This is a genomic window from Embleya scabrispora (genome assembly GCF_002024165.1).
In the GTDB taxonomy this organism is placed as follows: Bacteria; Actinomycetota; Actinomycetes; order Streptomycetales; family Streptomycetaceae; genus Embleya; species Embleya scabrispora_A.
The window spans coordinates 158,072-183,483 of sequence record NZ_MWQN01000003.1; the positions used below are offsets into that span (position 1 = coordinate 158,072).

Sequence of the window (25,412 nt, forward strand, 5' to 3'; positions counted from 1 at the left end):
GCCGTCCGGCTGTCGAGTTCTCGCCACCCGTCGATACGAGGAGCCACCATGAACGAGGCAGCCTTCTTCGCCAACCTCGTCATCACCGCCGCGGTCGCCCTCGGCGTATTCCTCGCCGCGTTCGTCGTCGGTGCGCGCACCGGGCGACACCGCGGTGTGGATGTCGCCTGGGGGTTGGCGTTCGTCGCCGTGGCGGTCACCGGGTACGTCCTGTCCGACGGGCACGGGGACCCGACGCGTCGAGGACTGGCCACCGTGCTGGTCGTGCTGTGGGGGACTCGATTGTCCGCGCACATCTGGTGGCGGTCCAGGGGCGCGCCGGAGGATCGTCGCTACGCCCGCATGCTCTCGCGGGCCCCGGAGGGCCCGGCCCGTACCCGATACGCGCTGCGGATGGTCTACCTGCTCCAAGCCGGCATCGTGTGGTTCGTTTCGCTGCCCATCCAGGCGGCGCAGTACCTTCCGTCCGCGCCCGGCGCGCTCGCCTGGGCGGGTGGGGCCCTGTGGGCGGTCGGCCTGTTCTTCGAGGCGGTGGGAGACCGCCAGCTCGCGCGGTTCAAGTCCGACCCGGCCAACCGGGATCGGATCATGGACCGCGGCCTGTGGCGCTACACGCGCCATCCGAATTATTTCGGCGACGCCTGTGTGTGGTGGGGTCTGTTCCTGCTCGTCGCCGACACGGCCGTCGGTTGGGCTTTCGTCCTCGGTCCGCTGTTGATGACCTACCTGCTCGCATTCGGCAGCGGCAAGCCGATGCTCGAGCGGCAACTGAGTGCGGAGCGCCCCGGTTGGGCCGAATACGCCGACCGCACGAGCGGCTTCCTGCCGCTGCCGCCCCGCCGCGCTCCGACCACCACAACGCCCTCGAAGCGGCGGCGGCGATCCTCTCGATGAGTTCGGCCGCCATGGTGGGGCTCGGCCTCCGTTCAAGGCGTCCTGGGCGTGTTCGGCCTGGTCCAGCCGGGCCTGACGAGTCCGGACTCGTACGCGGCGACGACCAGTTGGGGTCGGTCCCGGGCGCCGAGCTTGGCCAGAATCCGGCTCACGTGGGTCTTCACGGTGAGCGGGCTGACGACCAGGCCCTCGGCGATCTCCTGGTTGGACAGACCACCCGCGACAAGGCCCAGAACCTCGCGCTCGCGGTCGGTGAGGGCGGCCAGATCGCTCTGATGGGCCGCGTGGTCGGGGCGGCTGAGCAGCTGGTTGATCACGAAGGCGGTGGCGGAGGAGGAGAGCAGTGCCTCCCCCTGCGCCACGGCCCGGATGGCGACGAGGAGTTCGGCCGGCCTGGTGTCCTTGGCGAGAAAACCGTTCGCACCGGCCCGGAGGGCCTCCAGAACGTTCTCCGTGGTCTCGAAGGTGGTGAGCACCAGCACCCGGACGCCCGCCAGGTCCTCGTCGGCGGCGATCAGGCGGGTGGCCTCGATCCCGTCCATCTCGGGCATGCGCAGATCCATCAGGACGACGTCCGCCCGGTTGGCACGGGCGAGTTCGACGGCCTCTCGCCCGTTGGAGGCCTCACCGACCACGGTCATGCCTTCCGCGGTGTCGACCAGCACCGCAAGCGCGCCGCGCACCAGTACCTGGTCGTCGGCGACTACCACTCGTATGGCGTCCACGCTGTGCCTCTCCTCGGTTGTTCGGCGCGGCCGACGACGGGCGCCGGTGCGTCATCGGGCGGCCGGCGATCCGGCCTGCGCCATGGCGGCGGCCGGCGGGTACCGCTCGTGGTCGGGCAGAGGCAGAACGGCCATCACCTCGAACCCGCCGTCGGGGCGGTCGGCCGCGGTGAGTCGCCCGCCGACGCTGTGCGCCCGCTCGGTCATGCCCAGCAGGCCGAAGCCCGCACCCTCATCCGCCCGGCGGCGGACGCGGCCCACCCCGTCGTCCCGGACGACCACGCCGACCTGCCCATGGCCGTATTCGATCCGGACCAGCACTCTACGGGCCCCGGCGTGCTTGACGACGTTGGTCAGCGCTTCCTGAATGATCCGAAAGGCCGTCACGTCGTGTCCGGCCGGCAGCGGCGGAGCCGACCCCACCACGTCCACGTCGACCCGGGCGCCGGTGGCCGTGACCATGTCGATCAGTTCCCCGAGCCGGGCCAGCCCCGGCAACGGCCCCCGGGAGGCCGGGCCGTGCCCGCGCAGTACGGCGAGGGTGGCGCGCAGGTCGGCGACGCCGGACCGGGAGATATCGGTGATGGTGTCCATGGTGCTGCGCAGCAGTCCGCGCGTCCGTGCGTCCAACTCGGCGTCCCGGCCCAGCAGGTGGGCGGCCACAGAGGCCTGGACATTGATCGCCGCGATGCTGTGGGCAAGCACGTCGTGCAAGTCGCGCGCGATCCGTATGCGCTCCTCGTCGAGCAGCCGCTCGGCCTCCTCGGCCCGGTGGACCTCCTCGCGTGCGAGCCGCTCGACCACCTCGGCCCGGTACGCCTGTTGATAGCGGACGGCTTCCCCCAGCGCGAGCGCCAGCACGACCATCATCACCCCGTCGAGTACGTCCGAGAAGTGCATCTGGGGTTCGGTGCCCACCAGCATGACCTGCACCAGGACGGCGACCACGGCACCGACCTTCACCGAGCGGCGCCGCTCACCCACCGCGGCCACCGTGTAGAGCGCGATCAATACCGCGACCACAGGTGGTTCGTCCGCGTAGCCGCGCAGTTGGAAGACCGCCACACAGGCGAGATTGACGACCAGGACCGGCAACGGAAACCGCCGGCGGACCGCCAGTGCCCCGGTCATCAGCCCGACCACGACGAGTGCGAGCGCGTCGGGCCCGCGGACTGCGCCGGCCGTGCCGTCCGACAGCGCGAGGGCGATGGCCGCGTAGGCGAGCAGTACTGCGGCCAAGGCGATGTCGCGCAGCCGGAAGGCTCCGCGCAGTAGACCGGTCCAGTCGGTGGTCATCGTCTCTTCCGTCCGTCGGCGGTTCCGGTTGCTTGGCGCGCGCGGGTGGTGTGGTGCTTCGGGTGGTGCGGATCGCTCGGAGATGTGTGTCTTCGGCGCTCGAAGGCGACACCGGAGTACGCCTTCGAGCGCCATTTTGATTCCCGATCAGTTCCGGAGCGCCCGTTCCCGGCCGATCGGCACCGACGCCTGCCCGTCGGCGTCCTCGGGATCCGTATGCCGGCCGAGGGCGCTCGGCCACCACAATCTCGAGCCGAGCCGGAGGCCGACGGCCGGGACCAGGATCGAACGGACCAGCAAAGTGTCCAACAGGACGCCGAAGGCAACCAGGAAGCCCAGTTCGGCCATGGGCACCAATGGCAGCGTCGCAAGCACGGCGAACGTCGCAGCGAGCACCACGCCCGCCGAGGTGATCACACCCCCGGTCGCGGAGAGGCTGCCCAGGATGCCCCGGCGGGTGCCGTGCAGGAGGGACTCCTCACGGGCGCGGTGCATCAGGAAGATGTTGTAGTCGACGCCGAGGGCGACCAGGAAGAGGAATCCCAACAGGGGAAGGCCCGGGTCGATGCCCTTGAAGCCGAAGATGTGCTCGAACACCAGCGTGGAGGCACCGATGGCGGCGGCGAAGGAGACCACGACCGTAAGGATGAGCACCACAGGCGCCGCCACGGCTCGTAGCAGCGCGCCGAGGATCAGGGTGATGACCACCAGCACCAGCGGAATGACGATCTTCTCGTCGCGGGCCGATGTCGTCGCGGTATCCAGGTTCTGCGCGCTCGGACCGCCGACGGCCGCCGCCGGTTCGACCTTGTCGACCGCCGCGCGCAGAGCCTTGAGGGTCCGCCGCTCGGCCGGGCTGTCCGGGGCGTCCTTGGGGAACACGGTGATCTCGGCATACTCGGCGCCGGACCGCCCTGGAACGACCTGACTGACGCCCTTGACAGCCTCGGCCGCCTCGAGCACGGCGTCCTTCTTGGCGGTCGGTGCGATGACGGTGATCGGCTGACCGCCGATGTGCGGGAAATGTCGGGTGACCAGGGTGAAACCGCTGACGGATTCGGGTGTCTTGACGAACTGGTCCTGGCTGCGCAGGGAACCGGGACCGCCGAGCAGCCCGAGCGCGACCGCGCCGAGGAAGACGACCGAGCCGAAGGCCGCGAGGCCCTTGCGACGGTCGATCCACGCGCCCAACCTGTCCCAGCGAGCCTGCCCGGCGACGGCGCCGGTGACGCCGGCGGGCAGCACCTTGGGCACCTTGGGCCAGAACACCCAGCGCCCGAGCACCAGCAGCAGGGCGGGGAACAGGGTCAGCATCGCGATCAGCGCGCAGGCGACGCCGACGGCGCCGACCGGGCCCAGGCCGCTGGTGCTGTTGAGGTCGGCGGCGAGCAGGCACAGAAGGCCGGCCGCGACGGTGCCGGCAGAGGCGATGATGGCCGGCCCCGCGCTGCGCAGCGCGACCGACATGGCCCGATTGGTGTCGGCTTCGGTTTGGAGGACTTCCCGGTATCGGGCGACGATGAGCAGCGCGTAGTCGGTACCGACGCCGAAGACCAGGATCACCAGGACCGCGGCGCTCTGCTCGTTGACGACCACGCCGAAGTTCTTGGCCAGCAGATGGACGGCGGCCATCGAGATCAGGGCGGCGCACCCGACGGCAAGCAGCGGAAGCAGCCAGAGCACCGGGCTCCGGTAGATGAGGATGAGCAGGACGGTCACCACGATCACGGTGGTGATCATCAGTTTCGCGTCGATGCCGTCGAAGACCGCGTCGATGTCGCCCTCGATGGCGCCCGGGCCGGTGACCTTGGCCTCCAGGCCGGCCGGCCGATCCTCCAAAAGCTTGCGCAGCGCGGGCAGGTACGCGGAAGGCTCCCCGGACGCCGTGCCGACCGAGTGGGCGAACAGCAGGGCCTTGCCGTCCCTGGAGTCCTGGACCCGGCTGGACGAACCGGTGGTCTTGTCGCCGTCGGCGCCGACGGTATGCGGGCCGTTCTCGCCGGCCGGGATGCTCGGAGGAGCGCTGTCGGTGGGTGGGCCGGGGTATTTCCGATCGAGGACGGCAAGGTGGCGTTCGGCCGTGGTGCGGTCGTCGGCGGTGATGCCCGCGGCCCGGTAGTAGACCACGACGAAGTCGTTGACCCCGCCGCCGGGGAGTTTTTCCTCCAGTGCGGCGACCGTGGTGGACTCGGCCCCGGAAGGCAGATAGTCGACGACCTTGTCGGACTTGACCTTGTCCAGGCCGGCGGCGAACGGTGCCAGTACGGCGACTGCCGCCACCCACAGGCCGATGACCGCCCACGGGATCACTCGACCGATCGCCCGGCCACCGCCCCCACGCCTCGCAGGCTGCTCTTTCCCTCGCGCCATGAAATCCCAACTCTCCTGTACGACAACCTGCTTGATGATCGAAACGCCCGGACTCACGGGTCGGGCGGGGCCGCGCCGGGCCGAGCACCAGATTCCCGAACCGAGGTCGGTGGAGCGTCGGCCCCGGGATGGCACCTCGCGGTACTCCCAGGGGACTACGACGAAGTGGGTGGTACAGCCGGGTCAGTAGCGCTGACGAAGCCGGGACTGCCCGGAACCACCAGGCCGGCCGGGTGGCAAGGCTCCGCAAGCGTGGCATCGGCGTCGCGGATCGGGGCGGAGTCGGCGGGGCACACCCGCGAGGCGGGGTTCGCGTTCCGAGCCGTGCTCGCCGACAGCGCGTACGGCGATCAGGACGGCTTCCGCTGCGAACTCGCCGACGCCGGGCTGCCGTTCGTGATGGCGTTGTTGACTCTTGTTCGCGTTCGCGCAACCGACCGTGCCGACACGGCTCTTGCAGGTTCCCGCTGGAGTGGTCCCCGGTGTCGTCGCCGTACGCCTGCGCACCGTCGAGGAACTCGTCCACGGATGGGACCTCGCCCGGGCAACCGGGCGGCGCCTGCGGATCCCCGACGACGTCGTCGAGCGGGAACTGGCGTTCACCCGCGACGCACTCGCCGACATCCCGACCGGCCGCGCACCGTTCGCGCCCCCACGACCGTGCCCCGAACACGCCCCGCCCCTCGATCGACTCGCCGCTCTCCTCGGCCGCTCGGTCGACCCGACCCGCTGACCACCGTCGGCCCGGGAAAGACCGGATATCCGAGGACGGGCCCATACCGGCGCGCGACACCGGATCCGGTCCGCGACGGCCTCCGACGTGTTGGTGCCTGCCGGGCGCCATCCCTCTCGTCTCCCGTTCGTCGGGGCCGGCCGGCTGCCAGACTGGGGCGGTGACTACGGCGAAATCGGCGGCATCGCAGGGGCTTTCGGCGTCGAGGCTGGGCAGGAAGTTCACGCTGCTGTGGTCGGCCTCCTCGGTCTCCGCCGTGGGTGACGGCATGCGGGACGCGGCCCTGCCCCTGTTGGCCGCCACGGTGTCGTCGTCACCGAGCGCCGTGGCGTTGGTGACGGTGGCCGGAACGCTGCCCTGGCTGATGATGTCCTTGGTGGGGGTGCCCTGGCCGACCGGTTCGACCGGCGGCGCCTGATGTGGCAGGTCGACCTGGTGCGCGCCGCGGTGGTCCTGGGCTTCGCCGCGTGGGTGCTGCTCGCGAGCCCGCCGTTGGTGGTGCCGGCCCTGCTGGCCTTCGTACTCGGATGCGGCGAGACGGTCTTCGTCAACGCGTCCACGTCCGCCCTGCCGGATGTGGTGCGGCCCGAGCAACTCGAGGCCGCCAACGGTCGTCTGGAGGGCGGTCTCATCGTCGGCGGACACTTCGTCGGCCCGCTGCTGGGCTCCGCCCTGTTCGTCGTCGGCGCGGGGTACCCGTTCGCCGTGGACGGCGTCTCCTTCGTCCTGGCCGCCGCCCTGGTGGCCGCGTTGGGTCGGTCGAGCGCGAGCACGCCGTCACCTCGTCGCCCGGTGGCGGCGGACATCCGCGAGGGCGTTCGCTGGACCTGGACGCACCGCGGGATCCGGCTGCTGGCCATCGTGGCCGCGGTGGCGTCGATGGCCTTCTATCTGGCGGTCACCATGCTGGTGCTGCTGTTGACGAAGACCCTGGGGGCGTCGCCCGTGGCGTACGGCATGGTGTTGGCCTCGGGTGCCGTCGGCGGAGCGTTGGCCGGCGTCACCTCGGGCCGGCTGCGCAACCGCCTCGGCCTGACGGCCAGAATCGGTCTGTCCTTCTTCCTGATGGGCGCCTCACTGCTGGGTCTGGGGGTCGGCTCGTCCGTGGCCTTGGCGGCCGTCCTGTACGCCGCGGCCAGTTTCGGTGTGGTGACCTGGAACGTGCAGGTGGTCTCCCTCCGGCAACGGGTCGTACCGCGTCGGCTTCTCGGTCGGGTGAACAGCTGCTACCTGTTGCTGAGCCGTCTGGGAATCCTGGTCGGCGCCGGGCTCAGCGGCTGGCTCGGTTCCGCGTTCTCCGTGCGCGCTCCCGCCGTTCTCGGCGGTGTCGTCCTGCTCGCGTCCCTCGTCGTGGTCCCCGGGTTGGCGAGTCTCGAGGCGGTTCGAAGCCGACCCGCCGGACTCGACGTCGCAGCCGACCCGGATCCGGATCCGGTCGACGATCCGACGCTCCCCCGGTGACCGGGCACCGCTTTCCGCGGGGCCGCGCGACTCCCACGGCGCCCGTCCACGCTCACCGAACGACCGCGTACGCCTGTTGCCCACGCGGACTCGCCGCCGCCAACACGCCGCCGTGCGAGTCCGGGCCCGTGGCACACACCTTGCCCAGGGTCATCGGCGCGACCGTCCGCACCTCGTGGCCGCGCCGGCGAAGCTCGGTCAGGGCGGCCGGATCGAACCCGTCCTGCTCCACGACCGCGGCCAGCGGCCGCGCCCGACGGGGCGTGAACGAGCTCGGAACGTGATCGGTGTGGAAGGTCGCCGCTTCCACCGCCTGCTGGGGGCTCATGCCGAAGTCGACGTGGTTGACGAAGAAGTTCAGGGTCCACTGGTCCTGTTGGTCGCCCCCGGGCGTGCCGAAGGCCAGGTAGGGCGCGCCGTCCCGGAGCGCCAAGGTCGGACTGAGCGTCGTACGGGGCCGTTTGCCGGGAGCGACGGAGTTGTTGTGCCCCTCGTCCAACCAGGCCATCTGGCCTCGGGTGCCCAGCGGGAATCCGAGACCGGGGACCACCGGGGAGCTCTTGAGCCACCCGCCACTGGGGGTGGCGACCACCATGTTGCCGTCGCGATCGGTCGCGCTCACGCAGCACGTGTCGCCCTTCGCCGCCGTTTGCTGCAGGACGGTCGGGATGCCGTCGGCCAACTGCCGCAGCCAGTCCGGGTCGCCGGAGGAGGCGGACACGTCCAGTACCGGGGGAATCCACGGTTTCCGACCGTCGGGCGAGCCGGGGCGCAGGACATCGGAGGCCTCGGGTCCGATCAGGGTCCGGCGGGCCGCCGCGTAGACGGGGTCGAGGAGGCCGGCCAGCGGCACGTCGGCGTGCTCCGGGTCGCCGTACCACGCCTCCCGGTCCGCGAAGGCCAGCTTGGCGGACTCGATCACGGTGTGCACGTGGTCCGCGCTCCCGAAGCCCATCGCGTCGATGTCGAAGCCCTCCAGCAGGGCCAGTTGCTGGAGGAAGACCGGACCTTGGGACCAGGGGCCCGCCTTGTGCACGCTGTGACCGCGGTAGTCGAGGGCCACGGTGGCTTCGACGGGTACCCGCCAGCCGGCCAGGTCGTCACCGGTGAGCAGGCCGCCGTTGTGCCGGCCGGTGGAGTCGATCGGCTCCTCGGTCGCCATGAACCGGTCGACGGCCTCGGCGACGAATCCCTCGTAGAAGGCCGAGATCGCGGCGTCCGCCTGTGCCTCGCGCGTTCGTCCGGTCGCGGCCTCGGCGAGGATGCGGCGATACGTCCGGGCCAGCGCCGGATTGCGCATCCGGGCGCCGGGCGCGGGAGCTGCGCCGTGGTGCAGATAGGTACGGCCGGACTCGGTCCACTCGTCGCGGAAGAGTGGCGCCATCACCTCGATCATCGCGGCGGTTTTGGGCAGCAGCGGATATCCGTCCTCGGCGTAGCCGATCGCGGGCTCCAGCACGTCCTGTACCGTCAGCCGGCCGAAGTCGCGCAGCAGGCGCATCCAGGCGCCGAAGGCCCCGGGTACGGTGGCCGCCAGCAGTCCGGAGCCGGGGATCACCGCCAGCCCGCGCCGGCGAAACGCCTCGGGCGTCGCCCGCCGCGGCATCGGACCCTGTCCGCAGACGACCCGGGTGGACCCGGTCGCCGCGTCGTAGACCATGATCGGGACGTCTCCGCCGGGGCCGTTGAGATGCGGCTCCACCACCTGGATGACCAGGGCCGCGGCGGTGGCGGCGTCGAACGCGTTCCCGCCGCGGTCGAACATCGCCACGCCCGCCGCCGAAGCGAGCCAGTGTGTGGAGGAGACCGCGCACGCGGTGCCGTGCAGTTCCGGACGATGCAGCACGAGACGTCCTTCCGAGGGGTCGGTCAAGGGGATTCGACGGGGACCGCGAGGTGTCCGGAGGCGACCGGTGTCACCCGGCCGGTCACGCTGCCTCGCACCACGAGGCCGTTCTCGACCGTCACCGTGCACTCGAGCAGTGCGGGGCGGCCCGCCTCGGCTCCCTGGCGGACCGTGTATCCGTGCTCGCCGTTCGTGGCGGGCAGTCGGCCGGCGACGATCAGCCACCCGCCCAGGGCCATGGCCACCGGTCCGCAGGCGGGGTCCTCGGGGATGCCGAAGCCTGGGGCGAACAGCCGGGCCCGGGCGAGGCGATCGGCCGGGTCCCAGGTGAACAGGCACAGAGCCGGCAGCGCGATGTCGCGCATGTGCGCGTAGTCGGGTCGGGCCCGGGCGATCGCGTCGGCGCGGACCGGGAGCACCGCGAAGCCCCCGCCGAAGCCCGCCAGTCGCGGCCCGCCGTCGCCGTCCGCATCGGCGAGGTCGGCCTCGGTCAGCTTCACCGCGTCGAGCAGTGGTCGCCGATCCAGCGGCTCGCCGCGCACCGGCCCGGTCGCGTGGAGGGTGGCGCGGTCGGCCCGCGCCGCGAGCACCTGGCGTCCGGTGCCACATTCCTGCACCAGGCGGCCGGGGGGAACGCGGCCCAACCGAGCCAGCGTGGCGGCGGTCCCCACGCCGGAATGCGCGCCGTGCGGTGATTCGGCGTCCGGGCCGAAGACGCGTACCCGGTAGGACGCGTGGGGCGAGGTCGCGGGGAGGACGAAGGCGGTTTCCGCGGCGCCGAGTTCCGCCGCGACGCACCGCATCACGGCGGTCGAGAGTCCCGTCGCGTCGGGGACCACGGCCAGGGCGCTGCCCGTGAAGGGACGGTCGGTGAACATGTTGACGAGCTCGTAGCCGATCATCGTGTGCCCGTCGACGTGAAGAGCTTGCCGGCGATCCGCTCGACGACCTCGGGGCTGCCCTGGTAGGGGAAGTCGGCTCGGGGCCAATGGACGACCAGGTCGGTGAAGCCGATGTCCGCGAACAGCCCGCAGGCGTCCTCGTAGGCGTCCACCGCATCGATCACGCCGGTGATCATCGCGCCGGTGACGACCAGGCGGCGCACTGTCGAGGGGTCGCGGCCGATGTCCGCGCACGCCGCGTCGAAGGCTTGCGTCTGTGTGCGAAGGTTCGCGATCGCCGATGCGTAGCCGCTCGGTTCACCCCAGCCGGGGTCGCCGGCCGTCACCCAGATGTCGGCGTGGCGGGCCGCCAGCCGGATGCCTCGGGGGCCGGTCGCGGCGATGGCCAGGGGCAGGCGTGGGCGCTGGACACAGCCCGGCACCATGAAGGCGCCGTGGGCTTCGAACCAGGCACCCCGGTGGTCGGTCACCCGTCGGCGCAGCAGCAGGTCGATCATTTCGACGAACTCCGCGAAACGGTCGTGGCGTTCGGCCGGGGACGGGGGTGTGTGGCCCAGCACCCGGTCGTCGTGGCCGCCGGCGCCGGCGCCGAGTCCGCAGATCAGCCGGCCGTCCGAGATGTCGTCGAGGGTCATCAATTCCTTGGCGAAGGTCACCGGGTGCCGGTAGGACGGGCCGGCGACCATCGTCCCGAGTCCGATCCGGGAGGTGGCCTCGGCCGCGGCCGCCAGCGTGGGGACGGCGCCGAACCAGGGCTTTTCGCGGAACCATCGCCACATCAGGTGGTCGTAGGTCCACGCGTGGTCGAAGCCGAGTTCCTCGGCGTGCGTCCACAGTCGGCGCGCGTGCGACCAGCGCTGCTCGGGCAGCAGGATGACCCCGTGCCGCATGGTGCTCACGAGGCGGTCATCTCCTTGGCCACCCGGGACGCGGAGAAGCCTGCGGCCAGACCGGCGACGCGAAAGAGCGAGGGGGTCAGATCCTCCTCGCACTCCACGATGTCGGGGTGTCGCATCTCCGCCGATGTCGCGTCTCGGCTCTCGGGCGATCCCGGGTACAGGCCGTTCGTGGCGAGGTCCATCACGATGGCCTTGTTGCGCCGCAGCAATTGCGCCAGGATCTCCTGCCGCGTGGTCGGCGCCCGCAGGGTCAGGAAGTAGCAGTCGAAGATCCCCTCCCACATGCGGGGCTGGTTGGCGTCGCGTTGCGCGACCGACTGCTGGAGCAGCGACCTGCCGCCCTCCACCAGTTTGGCCGCGACTCCCAGGTGGATGCGGTGGCTCAACTCGACCTGTCGGACCAGCCGTTCCCGCTCGGAGTCGACCACGGCCGGCAGTCTCCGGCCGCGGAACAGGCTTCGTACCGGCGGGTAGTCCGGCGCCCAGGTACCGCTGAAGGTGCTGTGCAGCCGATGCATGCTCGGTCGGATGTCCGCGTTGTAGATGGCGCTGTTGCACGAGCCCGTGTACAGCAGCATCCCGCAGTACGCCCGCACGTATTCCGTCACGGCGACCGAGGCGGCCTCGCGGTCCTTCGGGTTCGAGGACAGTCGCGACAGCTCGTCCGCCAGCAGGCGCCAGATCACGAAGGAGACGTGATGGCCGATGATCCAGCGAAACCAGAACAGTTGCCCCAGGCGGCTGTCGTCGACGGGTGGGGTGATCCCGAAGCCCTCCTTGGCCCGGGCCAGAAAGTCCAGGCACGCGTCGTCGAGGTCGGCTCCGTCGCGACCGCCGCGGTCGGGCGCGGCGATGTTCGGCGCCGGCATCGTCAGCGGTTCCAGGCCGTAGGGGTAGTCGCCGAAGTCCCAGCCGTCGGTGCCGGGCAGGGAGAGTGCGGCGACGGCCGACGGGCGCCTCATGCGTTTTCCCCCACTGCTCCCCCGATGCAGGTGAACTCGAATTCCAGGCCGTTCACGTCGAGACAGTAGAAACTCTGGGTGCCCTGCGCGTCGGTCACGATCTCGGTGGGTTGCTCCGGGTCGACGAACGCGTAGCGGTGTGAACCGGAGAGTTCCAACCAACGGCTTCGCCAGGTACGCAGTTCGGCGGGCGTTTCGACGGCCAGGCACACGTGTTGGAAACGCGGTGCGTCCGGCGCGGCCCGGCGCTCGGCGGGAGTGCCGCGTTCGAAGAGATGGAAGTGCGCGGCCCCGACGGCCAGTTCGGCCATCCGCACGACGCCGGGCAGGCGGGATACGGTCAGGTCCGAGAATACGTCCGTCGCCCAGGTCAGCCGGCCGCCGAAGAAGTCCTCGTACCATGAAATCGAGTTGTCGAGATTGTCCGTCTGCACCGCGATGTGGTGCAGGACGGGCACCGATTCGAGATCGGGCATACGAATCCCCTCCGGTGGCCGGCGGCCCGCGTCGGCCCGGTTCCGACATCCTGCGTGGCTCAGAGCCTTTCGAGTTCGAAGATGACCTCGCCGACGGCGATGTCGATCGAATTTTTACTCCTGAGCCGCCAACCGCCTTCCTCGAAAACGGATTCCCAGTCGCGCACGGTCGGAATGAAGGTGCCCATCATGTCGTGCGCGACCTCGAATCCCAGCGCGAAGATCGGCAGATCACGGTCGGCGACTCCCTCGCTGCGGGTGGCGTCACCCAGCAGGAATCTGCGCGCCCGCGGGAACAGGGTGCGCAGCCGGCGAAGGTTCTCGATGCACCGTTGCCGGGGCCAGAAGTCGTGCCCCATCATGAAACAGGTCAGGAGTTCGACCTCTTCGAACGCCGGAACCGGGGCCATCGTCAGCACGTCGGCCTGCACGAACGTCATCCGGTCGGCAAGGCCGGCCGCGGCCGCCGCGGCGGTTGCCATCCGTACGGCCGGCTGGGCGATGTCGATGCCCACGGCCCGGGTACCCGGATGGCGGCCGAGGAGTTGCATGAGTCGCTCGCCGCTGCCGCAGCCCAGGTCGGCGACGACGTGGAAGTCGAAGTCCAGTCCCTGCACCGTCCGCCAGAACCAGGGGTCGTAGCAGAACTCGCTGATCTCCCGGCACGCGAAGGCGATGGCGGCGCTGTCGCGCGGGCAGAAATTCCCTACCCGGTTCTCGGTACGCACGACCTCGGGCGCCCGCCGGAACAGGTCGGCACTTCCCCTGGTGAGCCAGTGAAAGAACGATTTGTTTCGGTATGCCTCGGAGAAGTGGACGCCCGGTAATATCTTGAACTCTTCGCGCTCGACGATCTCGACCGCCGACAGTGCCCGAAAGAGGCCGAGAACGGAAACGGTGTCGAGTCCCCGTTCGGCCGCGAAACTCTGCACGTCGAGCGTTCCCTGCGTGTGTAACTCGTCGAACATACCGAGTTCCCAGGCGGCACCGATGGCCGAAGCCGCCACCGCAGAATTATATATGTGGGTTATCGCTTTTTCGCTGTCGCCCGGCGTCACATCCACCCCTCTCACGCAAAATGGTGAGAAACAAAAATTTACGACAGGCGACATTTAATATCCATGATCACGATCGGATAACGCAAGTGACGTGCGTCACATCGACGCCGTGTTGACAGGGCGACCGCACCGACGGCAGGTTCACCATGACCACACCTGGACGACCAGGGCCGCCGACCACTCGGCACGCCGGGACGGCGGCTTGGATTCATGTCACCCGCCTGCCTCGCGGCCTCCCTGGATAGGGCTTGGCGCGACCGCCGGACCGGAATGCGGCAGAGTGACTGGAGTTCACGTTGTCCGATTCGTCAGCAGACATACCTTTATTAGGAAATTCTTCCGTCTCGTCGTATACCGAGTGGGATCCACTCGAAGAAGTAATTGTCGGGATAGTCGACGACGCCACGTTTCCGCCGTGGCACGCATCCCTGGAACCGGTCATCCCGGCGCACCAGCACGAGACCTTCCGCCGCCGCGGCGGGCAACCGTTTCCCGCGGAGCTGATCGCCGCGGCCCGCAGGGAACTCGACGAGTTCGTGCACATCCTCGAAGCCGAGGGGGTGACGGTCCGACGCCCCGAGCCGGTCGCGCAGCGCACGCCCTACGCCACGCGCGACTGGACCAGCACCGGTCTGTACGCGGCCATGCCGCGGGACTGTCTCCTGGTGGTGGGCGAGGACGTCATCGAGTGCCCGATGGCCTGGCGCTCCCGGTACTACGAAACCCTCGCCTACCGGCCGCTCCTGAAGGAGTACTTCCGGTCCGGCGCCCGGTGGAGCGCCGGACCCAAGCCGGAACTTCCCGACGAACTATACGACTTGACCTGGACCGAGCCGGCCGAGGGGATGCCGACCCGGCTGATCGTGACCGAGTTCGAGCCGACCTTCGACGCGGCCGACTTCCTGCGGCTCGGGCGCGACATCGTCGCGCAGAAGAGCAACGTCACGAACGAGTTCGGCATCGACTGGCTGCGCCGCCATCTCGGTGATCGATACCGGATCCACGTCCTCGAGTTCGACGACACGCACCCCATGCACATCGACGCCACGCTGGCCCCGCTGGCTCCCGGGAAGCTGCTCGTGCACCCCGAGCGGGTGTCGAAGGTGCCCGCGATCTTCAAGGGCTGGGACGTGATGCGCGCCCCCCGGCCGGTGATTCCCGACAGTCACCCGCTCTACCTGACCAGCAAGTGGATCAACATGAACGTCCTGATGCTGGACGAGAACCGCGTCGTGGTCGAACGCGACGACGAGCCGATGATCTCCGGGATGAAGGAGTGGGGCTTCACCCCCATTCCGTGCAGCTTCCGCAACTTCAACAGTTTCGGTGGCTCCTTCCACTGCGCCACCCTCGACGTGCGACGCAGCGGCGGACTCGACTCCTATCTCGACCACCCCGGCTGACCCACCGCAGGGAGCACCTCGCCAAGCGTCGTCTCGATCTGGAGTGTGAGATGTCGGACCGCAGCGCCGGACGTATCGAGCTCATGGCAGGGCAGCGGGGCCTGTGGTACGCCCATCGATTCGACCCCGAGAGCCCGATCCTCAACGAGGGCGAGTATCTCGACATCGACGGCTCCCTCGACATCGGCCTGTTCGAGGAGGCGTTGCGGCAGACCGTGTCCGAGGCGGAGACCCTGCGGCTGAGATTCCTCGAGGACGAGGACGGGCTCCGCCAGGAGGTCGACCCGGACCTCGAACATCGCCTGCACGTCGTCGACGTGAGCGCGGACCGGGACCCGCACCGGTCCGCGCTGGAGTGGATGAGTGCCGATCTGGCCCGCCCGCGCGACCTCGAACGCGGACCGCTCGTCACGTTCGCGCTCTTCAAGCTGCACGATCGGCGTTTCCTCTGGTACCAGGGCTGCCACCACATCGTGAACGACGGATTCGGCTTTCCCCTGGTGGTCGCCCGCGTCGCCGAGCTCTACACCGCCCTGTTCGAGGGCGGCTCGGCCGACGGCGAACCCTTCGAGTCCGTGCAGGTCCTCGTCGACGCCGATGCGGCGTACCGCGCCTCCCCCGCGTTCGACGAGGACCGCCGGTACTGGCTGGACCTGCTGGCGGACCGGCCCCGCCCGGTGTCCCTGGCCGGCGGGGCGGTGCGGGGACCGGCCCGCGCGCGCCGGCGCGAGACGAGGAGCCTGGACCCCGCGGCGGCCGACCGACTCCGGTCCGCCTGCCGCGGCTTCGGAACCAACCTGGCCGGCCTCGCGGTCGCGGCCACCGCGCTCTTCGCCGCCCGGGCCACGGGCGAGACGGACGTGGTCATCGGCTTCGCCGTACCCGGCCGCGGCCCCGGCATCGAGCAGTCGATTCCCGGAGTCGTGGCCAACGTGGTCCCCATCCGCCTGTCGGTGCATCCCGAGACGACCCTGGCGGACCTGTTGGACCGAAGCCTTGTCCAGGTCCTGGAGGCGATGCGCCACCAGCGATACCGCTACGAGGACATCCGCCACGACCTCGGCCTGGCCCCGGGGGAGGTGCCCTGGGCGGTCTCCCTGAACGTCATGCCGTTCGACTACCGAGCCACTCTCGCCGGCCGGCCCTTCGTCGCCCACAACCTCGCCACCGGGCCCTTCGAGGAGATCTCCCTGAACCTGTGGGACATCTCGCGCGACGGCAGTCTGCAACTGGCCGTCGACACCGACCCCGACCGGTTCGACGAGCGCACGCACGCCGGCTGCGCGCGCCTGCTCGACGAAGCGCTCGACCGCGTCGTCGACACGCCGGGCGACACCCCGCTGGGCCGAATCGACGTGCTGCCGGCCGACGTTCGGCGGCTGCTCCTGACCCGGTGGAACCCGCCGTCCGCACCGCTCCCCCCGCGCACCCTGTCCGAGCTGCTCGCCGAACAGGCCCTGCGCACCCCGGAGCGGACCGCGCTGGTGTACGGGGACACCTCCTTGACGTATGCCGAACTCCGGGCCCGGGCGGCGCGGCTGGCCCGCGTGCTCACCGAGCGAGACGTCGGACCCGAGCGGTTCGTGGCCGTACTGCTGCCCCGCACTCCGGCGGGCGTGGTGGCCTTCCTGGCCATCCTCACCGCCGGAGGCGCCTACGTGCCGATCGATCCCGGGTACCCGCCGGAGCGCGTCGCGTACATGCTCGACGACGCGCGACCGGCACTGGTGGTGACGACGGCGGACCTGGCGCGGGGACTTCCACCCGGCTGGACCGGGCCACGGTGTCTGGTGGTGGACGAGGTCACCGGCGCCGCCGATCCGACGCCCCTCGCCGAGTCACGCGACGCACCCGCGCCCGACCTCCTCCCGACGCATCCGGCGTACGTGATCTACACCTCGGGGTCGACCGGACGTCCCAAGGGAGTGGTGATCGAACACCGGTCGATCGCCCGGTACGTGGCGCACGCCGTCCAGGCGTACGGCGTGGGCGAGCAGGACCGTGTCCTGGCGGCGTACGCCTTCACCTTCGACGGTTCCATGCTCGAACTGTGGGTCTCCCTGGCCACCGGGGCGCGGATCGTGCTGGCCGACGACGACCAACGGCTCGACGCCGAAGCCCTGCAACGGCTGATGGCCGCCCACCGGGTCACCGTCGCGCATCTGTCCCCGGCCCTGATGCATCTGCTGCGGCCCGACGAACTGCCCGCGCTGCGCACGGTGTCCGCCGGCGGCGAGCGCGTGCCGGCAACGCTCGTGGACCAGTGGGCCGCGGACGGACGAGAGTTCTGGAACGGATACGGACCCACCGAGACCACCGTCGACGCCGCGCAGAAACTGTGTGTCGCGCCCTCCGACGGCCGATCGCCGCCCATCGGCCCACCGGTCGCCCACGCCACGGCGTACGTGCTGGACGCCGGTCTGCACCTGCTGCCCCCGGGCACCGTCGGCGAGCTCTACATCGCCGGCCCCGGCCTGGCCCGGGGCTATCTGCGGCGCCCCGGCCTCACCGCCGAGCGCTTCGTCCCCAACCCCTTCGGTGCGCCCGGATCGCGGATGTACCGTACCGGGGACCTGGTGCGCTGGACATCGGACGGTGATCTGGACTTCGTCGGGCGCGCGGACCGCCAGGTCAAGATCCGCGGCTTCCGGATCGAGCCGGGCGAGGTGCAGGCCGCCCTGGCCCGGTGCGTCGGCGTCGCCGCCGCGCTCGCCGTGGTGCGCGAGGACCCCGGCACCGACAAGCGCCTGGTCGGCTACCTGGTACCCGCGGCGGGAACGCGGCCGGACATCGCCGCGATCCGTGCGCAGGTGGCCGGCTTCCTGCCCGACTACATGGTGCCCGCCGCCTTCGTCGTGCTGGACGCGCTGCCGTTGACCACCGCGGGGAAGGTGGACGAGCGCGCCCTGCCCGCACCTTCCCGCCAGGCCCCGAGCGGCGGACGCGAGCCCGGGACACCCGCGGAGAAGGCGCTGTGCGCGATCTTCGCCGAGGTGTTGGGCCTGACCTCGGTCGGCGTCGACGACAGCTTCTTCGCGCTGGGCGGCCACTCCCTGTCGGCGACGCGCCTGCTCACCCGGATCCGGACCGTGCTCGGCCGGGAGACGGGCATTCGGACCGTGTACGAGGCACCGACCGTCGCGGCACTGGCCGCCCGGCTCGGCACGGCCGGCCCGGCACGGCCCCAGCTGGTCCCGGCTGTGCGGCCCGACCGGATCCCGCTGTCGTTCGCCCAGTCCCGACTGTGGTTCCTTCGACAATTCCAGGGGCCGATCGCCACATACAACGAGGGCATGGGGCTGCGTCTGCTCGGTGCCTTGGACGTCGCCGCCCTGCGCGCCGCGCTGCGCGACCTGGTGGGCCGGCACGAGGTACTGCGTACCGTGTTCCCGGCCGACGACGGCCATCCCTATCAGCACGTGCTCTCCGCCGACTCGGTCGACCTCGACCTGCCCGTGGTGCCGATCGACCCGGCCGACCTGGCACAGGACCTGGCCCGGGCCACCCGGCGGGCGTTCGACCTGGAGTCGGAGATCCCGCTGCGCGCGCGGTTGGTCGCCCTGTCGCCCAGGGAACACGTCCTGTTGCTGGTGATGCACCACATCGCCGGCGACGCCTGGTCGTTGCGTCCGCTGTTGGCCGATCTGGGCCGGGCATACACCGACCGCGCCGCCGGACGGGACCCCGACTGGGCGCCGCTCCCGGTCCAGTACGCCGACTACACCCTGTGGCAGCGGAACCGGCTCGGCTCGGCGGCGGATCCGGACAGTGTCCACGCCCGACAACTGGCCTACTGGCGGCGGGCCCTGGCCGAACTGCCGCAGGAGATCGGCCTCCCGTCGGACCGGCCCAGGCCCGCCCTGCCCTCCTACGCGGGCGACTCGGTTCCGCTGGAGATCCCGGCGCACGTGCACCTGGGGCTGGTGAACCTGGCCCGGGCACACGACGCGAGCACGTTCATGGTGCTCCAGGCCGTGCTGGCCGTGCTGCTGTCCAAGCTCGGAGCCGGCGACGACGTCCCCATCGGCGCGCCGGTGGCCGGACGTCTGGACGACGCGCTGGAGGACCTGGTGGGGTTCTTCACCAACACCCTCGTGGTGCGTACGGACCTGTCGGGAGATCCGACCTTCACCGAGCTGCTCGCCCGGGTGCGGGAAACCTGCCTGGACGCCTACGCCCACCAGGACGTCCCCTTCGAACTGCTGGTCGGCGACCTGGCGGTGGAGCGTTCCCTGGCCCGGCATCCCCTGTTCCAGGTGGCGCTCGTGCTGCGCAACACGCGCTCGGGCGAACTGGTGCTGCCCGGCATCGAGGTGCGCCACGAGTCGGTGTGGACCGGCCTGTCCCCGTTCGACCTGGTGGTGGAGTTCGACGACGAGTCCGACGGGTCGCGGGGCCCCACCGGGCTGAGCGGCGCCCTGCTCTTCGGCACCGACCTGTTCGACCGGAGCACGGCGTTGTCCATCGCGGACCGGCTGCGGCGCCTGCTCGCACAGGTGGTGAGCGAGCCCACCCGCCGGATCGGCGCGTTCGAACCGTGGGCGCCCGGCGAGCGCGAGCGGGTGGTGCGGGACTGGAACGACACGGATCACCCGGTGATCGCGGCCACGCTGCCGGCCCTGTTCGAGTCCCGGGTCGAGCAGGGCCCCGAGCGCACGGCGGTCACCGCGCCCGACGGGAGCATGACGTACCGCGAGTTCAACGCCCGGGTGAACCGGCTGGCGAGGCTGCTGGTGGCCGCCGGGGTGGGGCCCGAATCCGTGGTCGCCCTGGCCGTGCCGCGCTCGCTCGACCTGGTGGCGGCGGTGTGGGCGGTGCTCAAGGCGGGTGCGGCGTACCTGCCGCTGGATCCGCAGTATCCGCCCGAGCGGATCGCCTTCCTCCTCGACGACGTCCGGCCGGCCCTGCTGCTGACCACCGTGCGCACGAGTGCGGAACTGCCGCCCGGCGTCCCGCGCCTGCTCCTGGACGACCCGCGGACCGGCGCCGCGGCGGCGGCCGAGTCGGCCGACGACCTGCGCGACGACGAACGGACCGGGCCGTTGTCGGCGCTGCACCCGGCGTATGTGATCCACACGTCCGGCTCCACCGGCAGGCCCAAGGGCGTCACCATGGGTACGGGTGCGATGGTGAACCTGGTGCAGGCACACGCCCGGTGGGTCCGGCGGGAGCGGACGGGCATCGGCGGCCCGGTGGCGCAGTTCGCGGCGATCAGCTTCGACGTCTCGGCCTGGGAGATCATCGAGACCCTCACCTCCGGCAGGCACCTGGTCGTCCCCGACGACGAGGTCCGGCGCGACCCGGCGGCGTTCACCAGATGGCTGGACAAGCACGAGGTGGAGCAGTTCTGCGCGCCGAACGTGATGGTGGAGGCGGTGTGCGAGGCGGCCCTGACCCAGGGGTTGGCGCTGCCGGCACTGCGCGACATCGGACAGGGCGGCGAGGTGCTGCGACTGACCCCCGGGGTCCGGGAGTTCCTGTCCGCGCGGCCGAAGGTGCGGCTGCACAATCTGTACGGCCCCACCGAGACGCATCTGGTGACCGCCTTCTCGCTGCCGGCGGACCTGACGCACTGGGAGTCCTCGACCGCGCCGCTGGGAACGCCGATCTGGAACACCCGGACGTACGTGCTGGATCGGACCCTGCGGCCGGTTCCGCCGGGGGTGACCGGTGAGTTGTACATCGCCGGCGCGGCCCTGGCCCGCGGGTACTGGAATCGTCCCGGTCTGACCGCCGACCGGTTCGTGCCGAACCCCTTCGACGGCCCCGGCGAGCGCATGTACCGCACCGGCGACCTGGTGCGCTGGTCCGGCGACGGTCGGCTGGACTATGTGGGCCGCGTCGACGATCAGGTCAAGGTGCGCGGGTTTCGGATCGAGCCCGGAGAGGTGGAAGCGGTGCTCGGCCGGCACCCGGACGTCGACCGGGTCGCGGTCGTCGTGCGCGAGGACCGGGCGGGAGAGAAGCGGCTGGTCGCCTACGTCGTGCCGGCCGCGGGCACCCGTCCGGACCCGGTCGTGCTGCGCCGCTTCGTGGCCGAGTCGGTGCCGGACTTCCTGGTGCCCACCGCCGTGCTGATCCTGGCCGACCTGCCGCTGACCGTGAGCGGCAAGGTCCATCGCCGGGCGCTGCCCGCCCCGGACTTCGCGCAGTTCGCCTCGACCCGGGCACCGGCCACGCCGGAAGAGGAGGCCCTGTGCGCGCTGTTCGCGGACGTACTGCGACTGGAGCGGGTCGGACCGGACGACTCCTTCTTCGACTTCGGCGGTCATTCGCTCCTGGCCACCCGACTGACGAGCCGGATCAGGACCGTGCTGGGCATCGACGTCGAGGTGGGCGCGGTGTTCGAGGCGCCGACGCCGGCGGCGCTGGCCGCCCGGATCAAGGGCACGAAACGTTCGCGCCGGCCGGCGTTGCGGCGGATGCCCCGCCCGGGGCCCGCGGCCGAGGAACGGAGCGACGGCTCGTGATCGACTCGGACCGCACCCACCTGGGGTACCGCTGATGATTCCGCTGTCGTACGCGCAACACCGGATCTGGTTCCTCAACAAGCTGGACGACGGGACGGGCTACCGCATCCCGTTGGTGTACCGACTCGTCGGGGAGCCGGACGTGGCGGCGCTGCGGGCCGCGTTCACCGATGTCCTGGCCAGACACGAGAGCCTGCGCACGGTCTTTCCCGAGTCCGACGGCGCCCCCCGCCAAGTGGTCCTGGAGGACTCCGCGGCCTGGCCGGTCCTGGCGGTCGAACGCATTCGGCCGTCGGAACTGCCCGAGGTCCTTCGAGCCGCGGGAGCGCACGTCTTCGACCTCACCACCGAAGCGCCCGTGCGGTTCGCCCTGTTCTCGCTCGGACCGGACGAGCACGTCCTGCTGATCCTGCTGCACCACATAGCGGCGGACGGCTGGTCGCGGGAACCACTCCTGCGCGACCTGGCGACCGCCTATGGGGCGCGGTGCGCGGGGCGGGCGCCGGGCTGGGATCCGCTGCCGGTCCAGTACATCGACTACACCCTGTGGCAGCGTGAACTGCTCGGCGACGAGGCTGATCCGAACAGTCTGATCAGCGAGCAACTGGCCTACTGGCGCGACGCCTTGGCCGGCATCCCGGAAAATCTGTCGCTGCCCGCGGACCGGCCTCGGCCGGCCGCGGCCTCCCATCGCGGCGAGACGATCCCGATGCTGATCGCACCGCGCACGCACCTGGCCCTGATCGAGCTGGCCAGACAGGAGCGGGTCAGTCTCTTCATGGTGTTGCAGGCCGGGCTCGCCGCCCTGTTGACCCGGCTGGGCGCCGGCACCGACATCCCCATCGGCTCGGCCGTCGCCGGCCGGTCCGACGAGGCGATGGACGATCTGGTGGGGATGTGCGTCAACACGCTGGTGCTGCGCACCGACACCGCCGGTAATCCGTCGTTCCGGCAACTCCTGGCCCGGGTACGGGAGACGGACCTGGCGGCGTACGCACGTCAGGACGTGCCGTTCGAACGGCTCGTCGACGTGCTCGCCCCCTCCCGCTCGGCGGCGTGGAACCCGCTGTTCCAGGTCATGCTCGTCCTGGAGGACCGCACCCCGAACCTCCCGTACCTCCCGGGCCTGCCGGCCACCGAGGAACCGATCGACAACCCGGACTCGAAAGTCGACCTGTCGCTCCACCTGCGGGAGCGGCAGACCGACGACGGCAGCCCCGACGGCCTGGAAGGCGGCCTGGAGTTCGCTCGCGACCTGTTCGACTCGATCACCGCCGAACACATGGTCGAACGGCTGGAGTCGGTGCTCGCGGCCATGGCCGCGGACCCGGACCGCTCCATCGGCGACGTGGAGATTCTCCGGCCCGGTGAGCGCGGCGCCCTCCTCGGCGCGTGCCGCCCGACCCCGGCTCGAACCCGGGAGCAGTTGCTCCCCGGGCTCTTCGAGGCGCAGGTGGCGCGTACTCCGGAGGCGACGGCACTGATCGCCGGGCAGGCACGGACGACCTACCGGGCGCTGAACGCGCGGGCCGACCGGCTGGCCCGATGGCTGACCGGCCGGGGTATCGGCGCCGAGGACATCGTGGCGCTGCTGCTGCCCCGCTCCGTCGACGCGGTCGTCGCCATGCTCGGCGTGCTCAAGGCCGGCGCCGCGTACCTGCCGGTGGACCCGGATTACCCGGCCGCCCGGATCGCCTTCATGCTCACGGACTCGGCGCCCACGCTGCTCATCACCACGGAGAGCGCGGCCGGTCCGGCCTGGGCGGGCCCCGTCCCCGTTCTGGACATCGCCGCCTGGCAGCACGAGGCGGCGGATATGCCGCCCGAAGCGGGACCGGCCCGCAGCGCGCGAGCCGGTGTGCCGCACGAGGCGAACGCCGCCTATGTGATCTACACCTCCGGTTCCACCGGCCGCCCCAAGGGCGTGGTGGTGGAACACCGTTCCCTGGCCGCCTATGTGGAACAGGCACGGGCGGCGTATGCGAGTGCGGCCGGGTCGAGCCTGGTCCATACCTCGCTGTCCTTCGACCTGACGGTGACCGCCCTGTACACCCCGCTGGTGAGCGGCGGGCACGTGCGGTTGGGCGAGTTGGCCGGGCCCCACACCGGCCCGCTCCGCCCCTCCCTCCTGGACGTCACGCCGAGCCATCTCGACCTGATGGCGGCGATGCCGGTGGATCCGTCGCCGACCCGATGCCTGCTGATCGGCGGTGAGGCGTTGCGCGGGCAGTCGCTGGCCGGGTGGCGGGAGCAACACCCGGACGTCGTGGTCCACAACCTCTACGGCCCCACCGAGGCGACCGTGGACTGTGCCCGGTTCCGGCTCGACCCGGGCGATCCCACACCGCCCGGACCGGTCCCCATCGGCCGCCCCCACGACGGCCTGGGCATGTACGTCCTGGACGAGCGGCTGCGCCCGGTGCCGAGCGGCGTCGCGGGCGAACTGTACGTGGCGGGTCCGGCCCTCGCGCGAGGCTATGCGGGCCGGTTCGCGCTGACGGCCGAGCGTTTCGTGGCGGATCCGTTCGGCCGGGCCGGTAGCCGGATGTATCGCACCGGTGATCTGGTCCGCCTGCGCTCCGACGGCGAACTCGAATACGTCGGGCGGGCGGACCACCAGATCAAGTTGCGCGGCCACCGCATCGAGTTGGGCGAAGTGGAGGCCGCGCTGCTGGCCCTGCCCGGGATCTCCCGGTGCGCGGTCGTGGTCCACGAGCGTTCTTCCGACGACAGACGCCTGATCGGGTATGTCGTCCCGACCGGTCCGGTCGCGAGCGTGAGCCCGGCAGCCGTCCGGGCGGCCCTCGCCGACGCACTGCCCGCGCCGATGGTCCCCTCGGCCGTCGTGGTCCTTGCCCAACTGCCGGTCACACCACACGGCAAGCTCGACCGCGCCGCTCTTCCGCCGCCGGAGACCGACGCACCGGTGGGTGACCGGCGGGTGCCGCGCACCCCGGCGGAGGTGTCGCTGTGCCAGGTGTTCGCCGAGGTGATCGGCGTCGACACGGTCGGCATCGACGACGGATTCTTCGAGCTGGGCGGGCACTCGCTGCTCATGCCGCGGCTGCTCACCCGGGCCAGGGAAGCCCTGGGGCTGGAACTGACCCTGAAGCAGTTGTTCGTGCGACCCACCGTGGCGCAGCTGCTCCGGGACCAGCCCGCGACGGCGGACCTGCTCGGTCCGCTGATCCGCCTACGCGGCGGAACGGGTCGGCCGCTGTGGTGCATCCATCCGGGGAGTGGCCTGGGCTGGAGTTACGCGGGCCTGCTGCCGTACATTCCGGCCCGACACCCGGTGTACGCCCTCCAGGCGCGCGGCCTCGACGGCTCCACCGCCCTGGCCGGCAGTTTCCCCGAGCTCGTCGAGGACTACTGCGCGCGGATCGTCGACATTCAACCGAACGGGCCCTATCTGCTTGCCGGTTGGTCCTTCGGCGGAGCCGCGGCCCATGCCGTCGCGGTCCGACTGCGCGCGTCGGGGCACGCGGTCGCTCTGCTCGCCGCCATCGACGCCTGGCCGGCGGGCGCCCATACCGATCGCGACACCGAAGAGCCCTCCGACGTCCGGCTGGTGGCCTTCGACGGCGGGGAGGCGATGGCGGCCCTGGACGAGGAGTCGGTGGCCGCGCTGCTGCGGGCCACCGGCAACAACATCCGCCTCCTGCGGGATCCGGGCATCGTCCCGGAGTTCTTCGACGGCTCGCTGCTGCTCTTCGAGGCCGCGCCCGGCGGCCGGGAAACGCGGGCCGGGCAACGGTGGCGGTCCTGCGTCGGCGGGGACATCGCGGTGGTGCCGGTGGACAGCGAGCACCTGCGGATGATGCGCCCCGCGGCGCTGCGCGTGATCGGACCGGTCCTCGCCCGGGCGTTGCGATCGACGACGCCCCTGTCGCCGGCGATCAAGGAGCGGATCTGAC

Annotated in this window: 14 protein-coding genes and 1 pseudogene; 6 read left to right on the forward strand and 9 right to left on the reverse strand. The window is 71.0% G+C overall.

The genetic code is table 11. The features are described 5' to 3' along the window. Positions 1 to 48: 48 nt before the first annotated feature. A complete protein-coding gene (locus B4N89_RS36500; RefSeq protein WP_078980873.1) occupies positions 49 to 894 on the forward strand; it encodes a DUF1295 domain-containing protein in 846 nt (281 codons plus the stop codon). A 32-nt stretch (positions 895 to 926) separates the two neighbouring features. Here B4N89_RS36500 and B4N89_RS36505 read toward each other — a convergent pair whose 3' ends face one another. The 3 genes from B4N89_RS36505 to B4N89_RS36515 all read right to left on the reverse strand — a co-directional run bounded on the left by B4N89_RS36505 (position 927) and on the right by B4N89_RS36515 (position 5,225). Then, the gene (locus B4N89_RS36505; RefSeq protein ID WP_078980874.1) at positions 927 to 1,619 is read right to left on the reverse strand and encodes a response regulator; all 693 of its coding nucleotides are present in this window, start codon (positions 1,617 to 1,619) and stop codon (positions 927 to 929) included. A 51-nt stretch (positions 1,620 to 1,670) separates the two neighbouring features. Further along, the gene (locus B4N89_RS36510; protein WP_161500945.1) at positions 1,671 to 2,915 is read right to left on the reverse strand and encodes a sensor histidine kinase; all 1,245 of its coding nucleotides are present in this window, start codon (positions 2,913 to 2,915) and stop codon (positions 1,671 to 1,673) included. A 147-nt stretch (positions 2,916 to 3,062) separates the two neighbouring features. Then, complete coding sequence (locus B4N89_RS36515) at positions 3,063 to 5,225, reverse strand: MMPL family transporter (RefSeq protein ID WP_235619149.1); 2,163 nt, start codon at positions 5,223 to 5,225, stop codon at positions 3,063 to 3,065. A 475-nt stretch (positions 5,226 to 5,700) separates the two neighbouring features. Here B4N89_RS36515 and B4N89_RS50225 point away from each other — a divergent pair, with 475 nt between their 5' ends. Together B4N89_RS50225 and B4N89_RS36530 are read left to right on the forward strand one after the other, a co-directional pair. Then, positions 5,701 to 6,018: a TIGR03086 family metal-binding protein gene (locus B4N89_RS50225; protein WP_078980878.1), complete on the forward strand. Its 318-nt coding sequence runs from the start codon at positions 5,701 to 5,703 to the stop codon at positions 6,016 to 6,018. Between the two features lie 268 nt (positions 6,019 to 6,286). Further along, positions 6,287 to 7,479, forward strand: a pseudogene (locus tag B4N89_RS36530) (MFS transporter). Positions 7,480 to 7,531: 52 nt separating this feature from the next. Here the strand turns inward: B4N89_RS36530 and B4N89_RS36535 are convergent. The 6 genes from B4N89_RS36535 to B4N89_RS36560 are packed head-to-tail and all read right to left on the reverse strand — an operon-like array spanning position 7,532 to position 13,571. Further along, entirely contained in the window at positions 7,532 to 9,325 is a 1,794-nt protein-coding gene (locus tag B4N89_RS36535; RefSeq protein WP_078980881.1) for a gamma-glutamyltransferase family protein, read from the reverse strand. A gap of 23 nt (positions 9,326 to 9,348) precedes the next feature. Further along, entirely contained in the window at positions 9,349 to 10,227 is an 879-nt protein-coding gene (locus B4N89_RS36540) for a PhzF family phenazine biosynthesis protein (RefSeq protein WP_078980882.1), read from the reverse strand. Continuing rightward, entirely contained in the window at positions 10,224 to 11,117 is an 894-nt protein-coding gene (locus B4N89_RS36545; RefSeq protein ID WP_107504204.1) for an LLM class flavin-dependent oxidoreductase, read from the reverse strand. The genes B4N89_RS36540 and B4N89_RS36545 overlap by 4 nt, the downstream gene beginning before the upstream one ends. A 5-nt stretch (positions 11,118 to 11,122) precedes the next feature. After that, positions 11,123 to 12,088, reverse strand: a complete 966-nt coding sequence (locus tag B4N89_RS36550; protein ID WP_078980885.1) for a hypothetical protein — start codon at positions 12,086 to 12,088, stop codon at positions 11,123 to 11,125. After that, entirely contained in the window at positions 12,085 to 12,564 is a 480-nt protein-coding gene (locus B4N89_RS36555) for a VOC family protein (RefSeq protein ID WP_078980886.1), read from the reverse strand. Before B4N89_RS36555 ends, B4N89_RS36550 begins: the two co-directional genes overlap by 4 nt. 59 nt (positions 12,565 to 12,623) lie before the next feature. Next, a complete protein-coding gene (locus B4N89_RS36560) occupies positions 12,624 to 13,571 on the reverse strand; it encodes a class I SAM-dependent methyltransferase (protein WP_235619151.1) in 948 nt (315 codons plus the stop codon). 347 nt (positions 13,572 to 13,918) lie between these two features. Here B4N89_RS36560 and B4N89_RS36565 point away from each other — a divergent pair, with 347 nt between their 5' ends. The 3 genes from B4N89_RS36565 to B4N89_RS36575 are packed head-to-tail and all read left to right on the forward strand — an operon-like array spanning position 13,919 to position 25,411. Further along, a complete protein-coding gene (locus B4N89_RS36565) occupies positions 13,919 to 15,025 on the forward strand; it encodes an amidinotransferase (protein ID WP_235619152.1) in 1,107 nt (368 codons plus the stop codon). Positions 15,026 to 15,075: 50 nt separating this feature from the next. Further along, positions 15,076 to 21,495 carry a non-ribosomal peptide synthetase gene (locus tag B4N89_RS36570; protein WP_078980888.1) on the forward strand — a complete coding sequence of 2,140 codons (6,420 nt, stop codon included), beginning with the start codon at positions 15,076 to 15,078 and terminating at the stop codon, positions 21,493 to 21,495. 34 nt (positions 21,496 to 21,529) lie between these two features. Further along, entirely contained in the window at positions 21,530 to 25,411 is a 3,882-nt protein-coding gene (locus B4N89_RS36575; protein ID WP_078980889.1) for a non-ribosomal peptide synthetase, read from the forward strand. Position 25,412 lies beyond the last annotated feature (1 nt).

Excerpts from the sequence above, each read along its gene's own strand:
- B4N89_RS36500 (WP_078980873.1), top strand. The coding sequence starts at position 49 with ATGAACGAGGCAGCCTTCTTCGCCAACCTCGTCATCACCGCCGCGGTC.
- B4N89_RS36510 (WP_161500945.1), bottom strand. The coding sequence starts at position 2,915 with ATGACCACCGACTGGACCGGTCTACTGCGCGGAGCCTTCCGGCTGCGC.
- B4N89_RS36540 (WP_078980882.1), bottom strand. The coding sequence starts at position 10,227 with ATGATCGGCTACGAGCTCGTCAACATGTTCACCGACCGTCCCTTCACG.
- B4N89_RS36545 (WP_107504204.1), bottom strand. The coding sequence starts at position 11,117 with ATGCGGCACGGGGTCATCCTGCTGCCCGAGCAGCGCTGGTCGCACGCG.
- B4N89_RS36550 (WP_078980885.1), bottom strand. The coding sequence starts at position 12,088 with ATGAGGCGCCCGTCGGCCGTCGCCGCACTCTCCCTGCCCGGCACCGAC.
- B4N89_RS36555 (WP_078980886.1), bottom strand. The coding sequence starts at position 12,564 with ATGCCCGATCTCGAATCGGTGCCCGTCCTGCACCACATCGCGGTGCAG.
- B4N89_RS36570 (WP_078980888.1), top strand. The coding sequence starts at position 15,076 with ATGTCGGACCGCAGCGCCGGACGTATCGAGCTCATGGCAGGGCAGCGG.
- B4N89_RS36575 (WP_078980889.1), top strand. The coding sequence starts at position 21,530 with ATGATTCCGCTGTCGTACGCGCAACACCGGATCTGGTTCCTCAACAAG.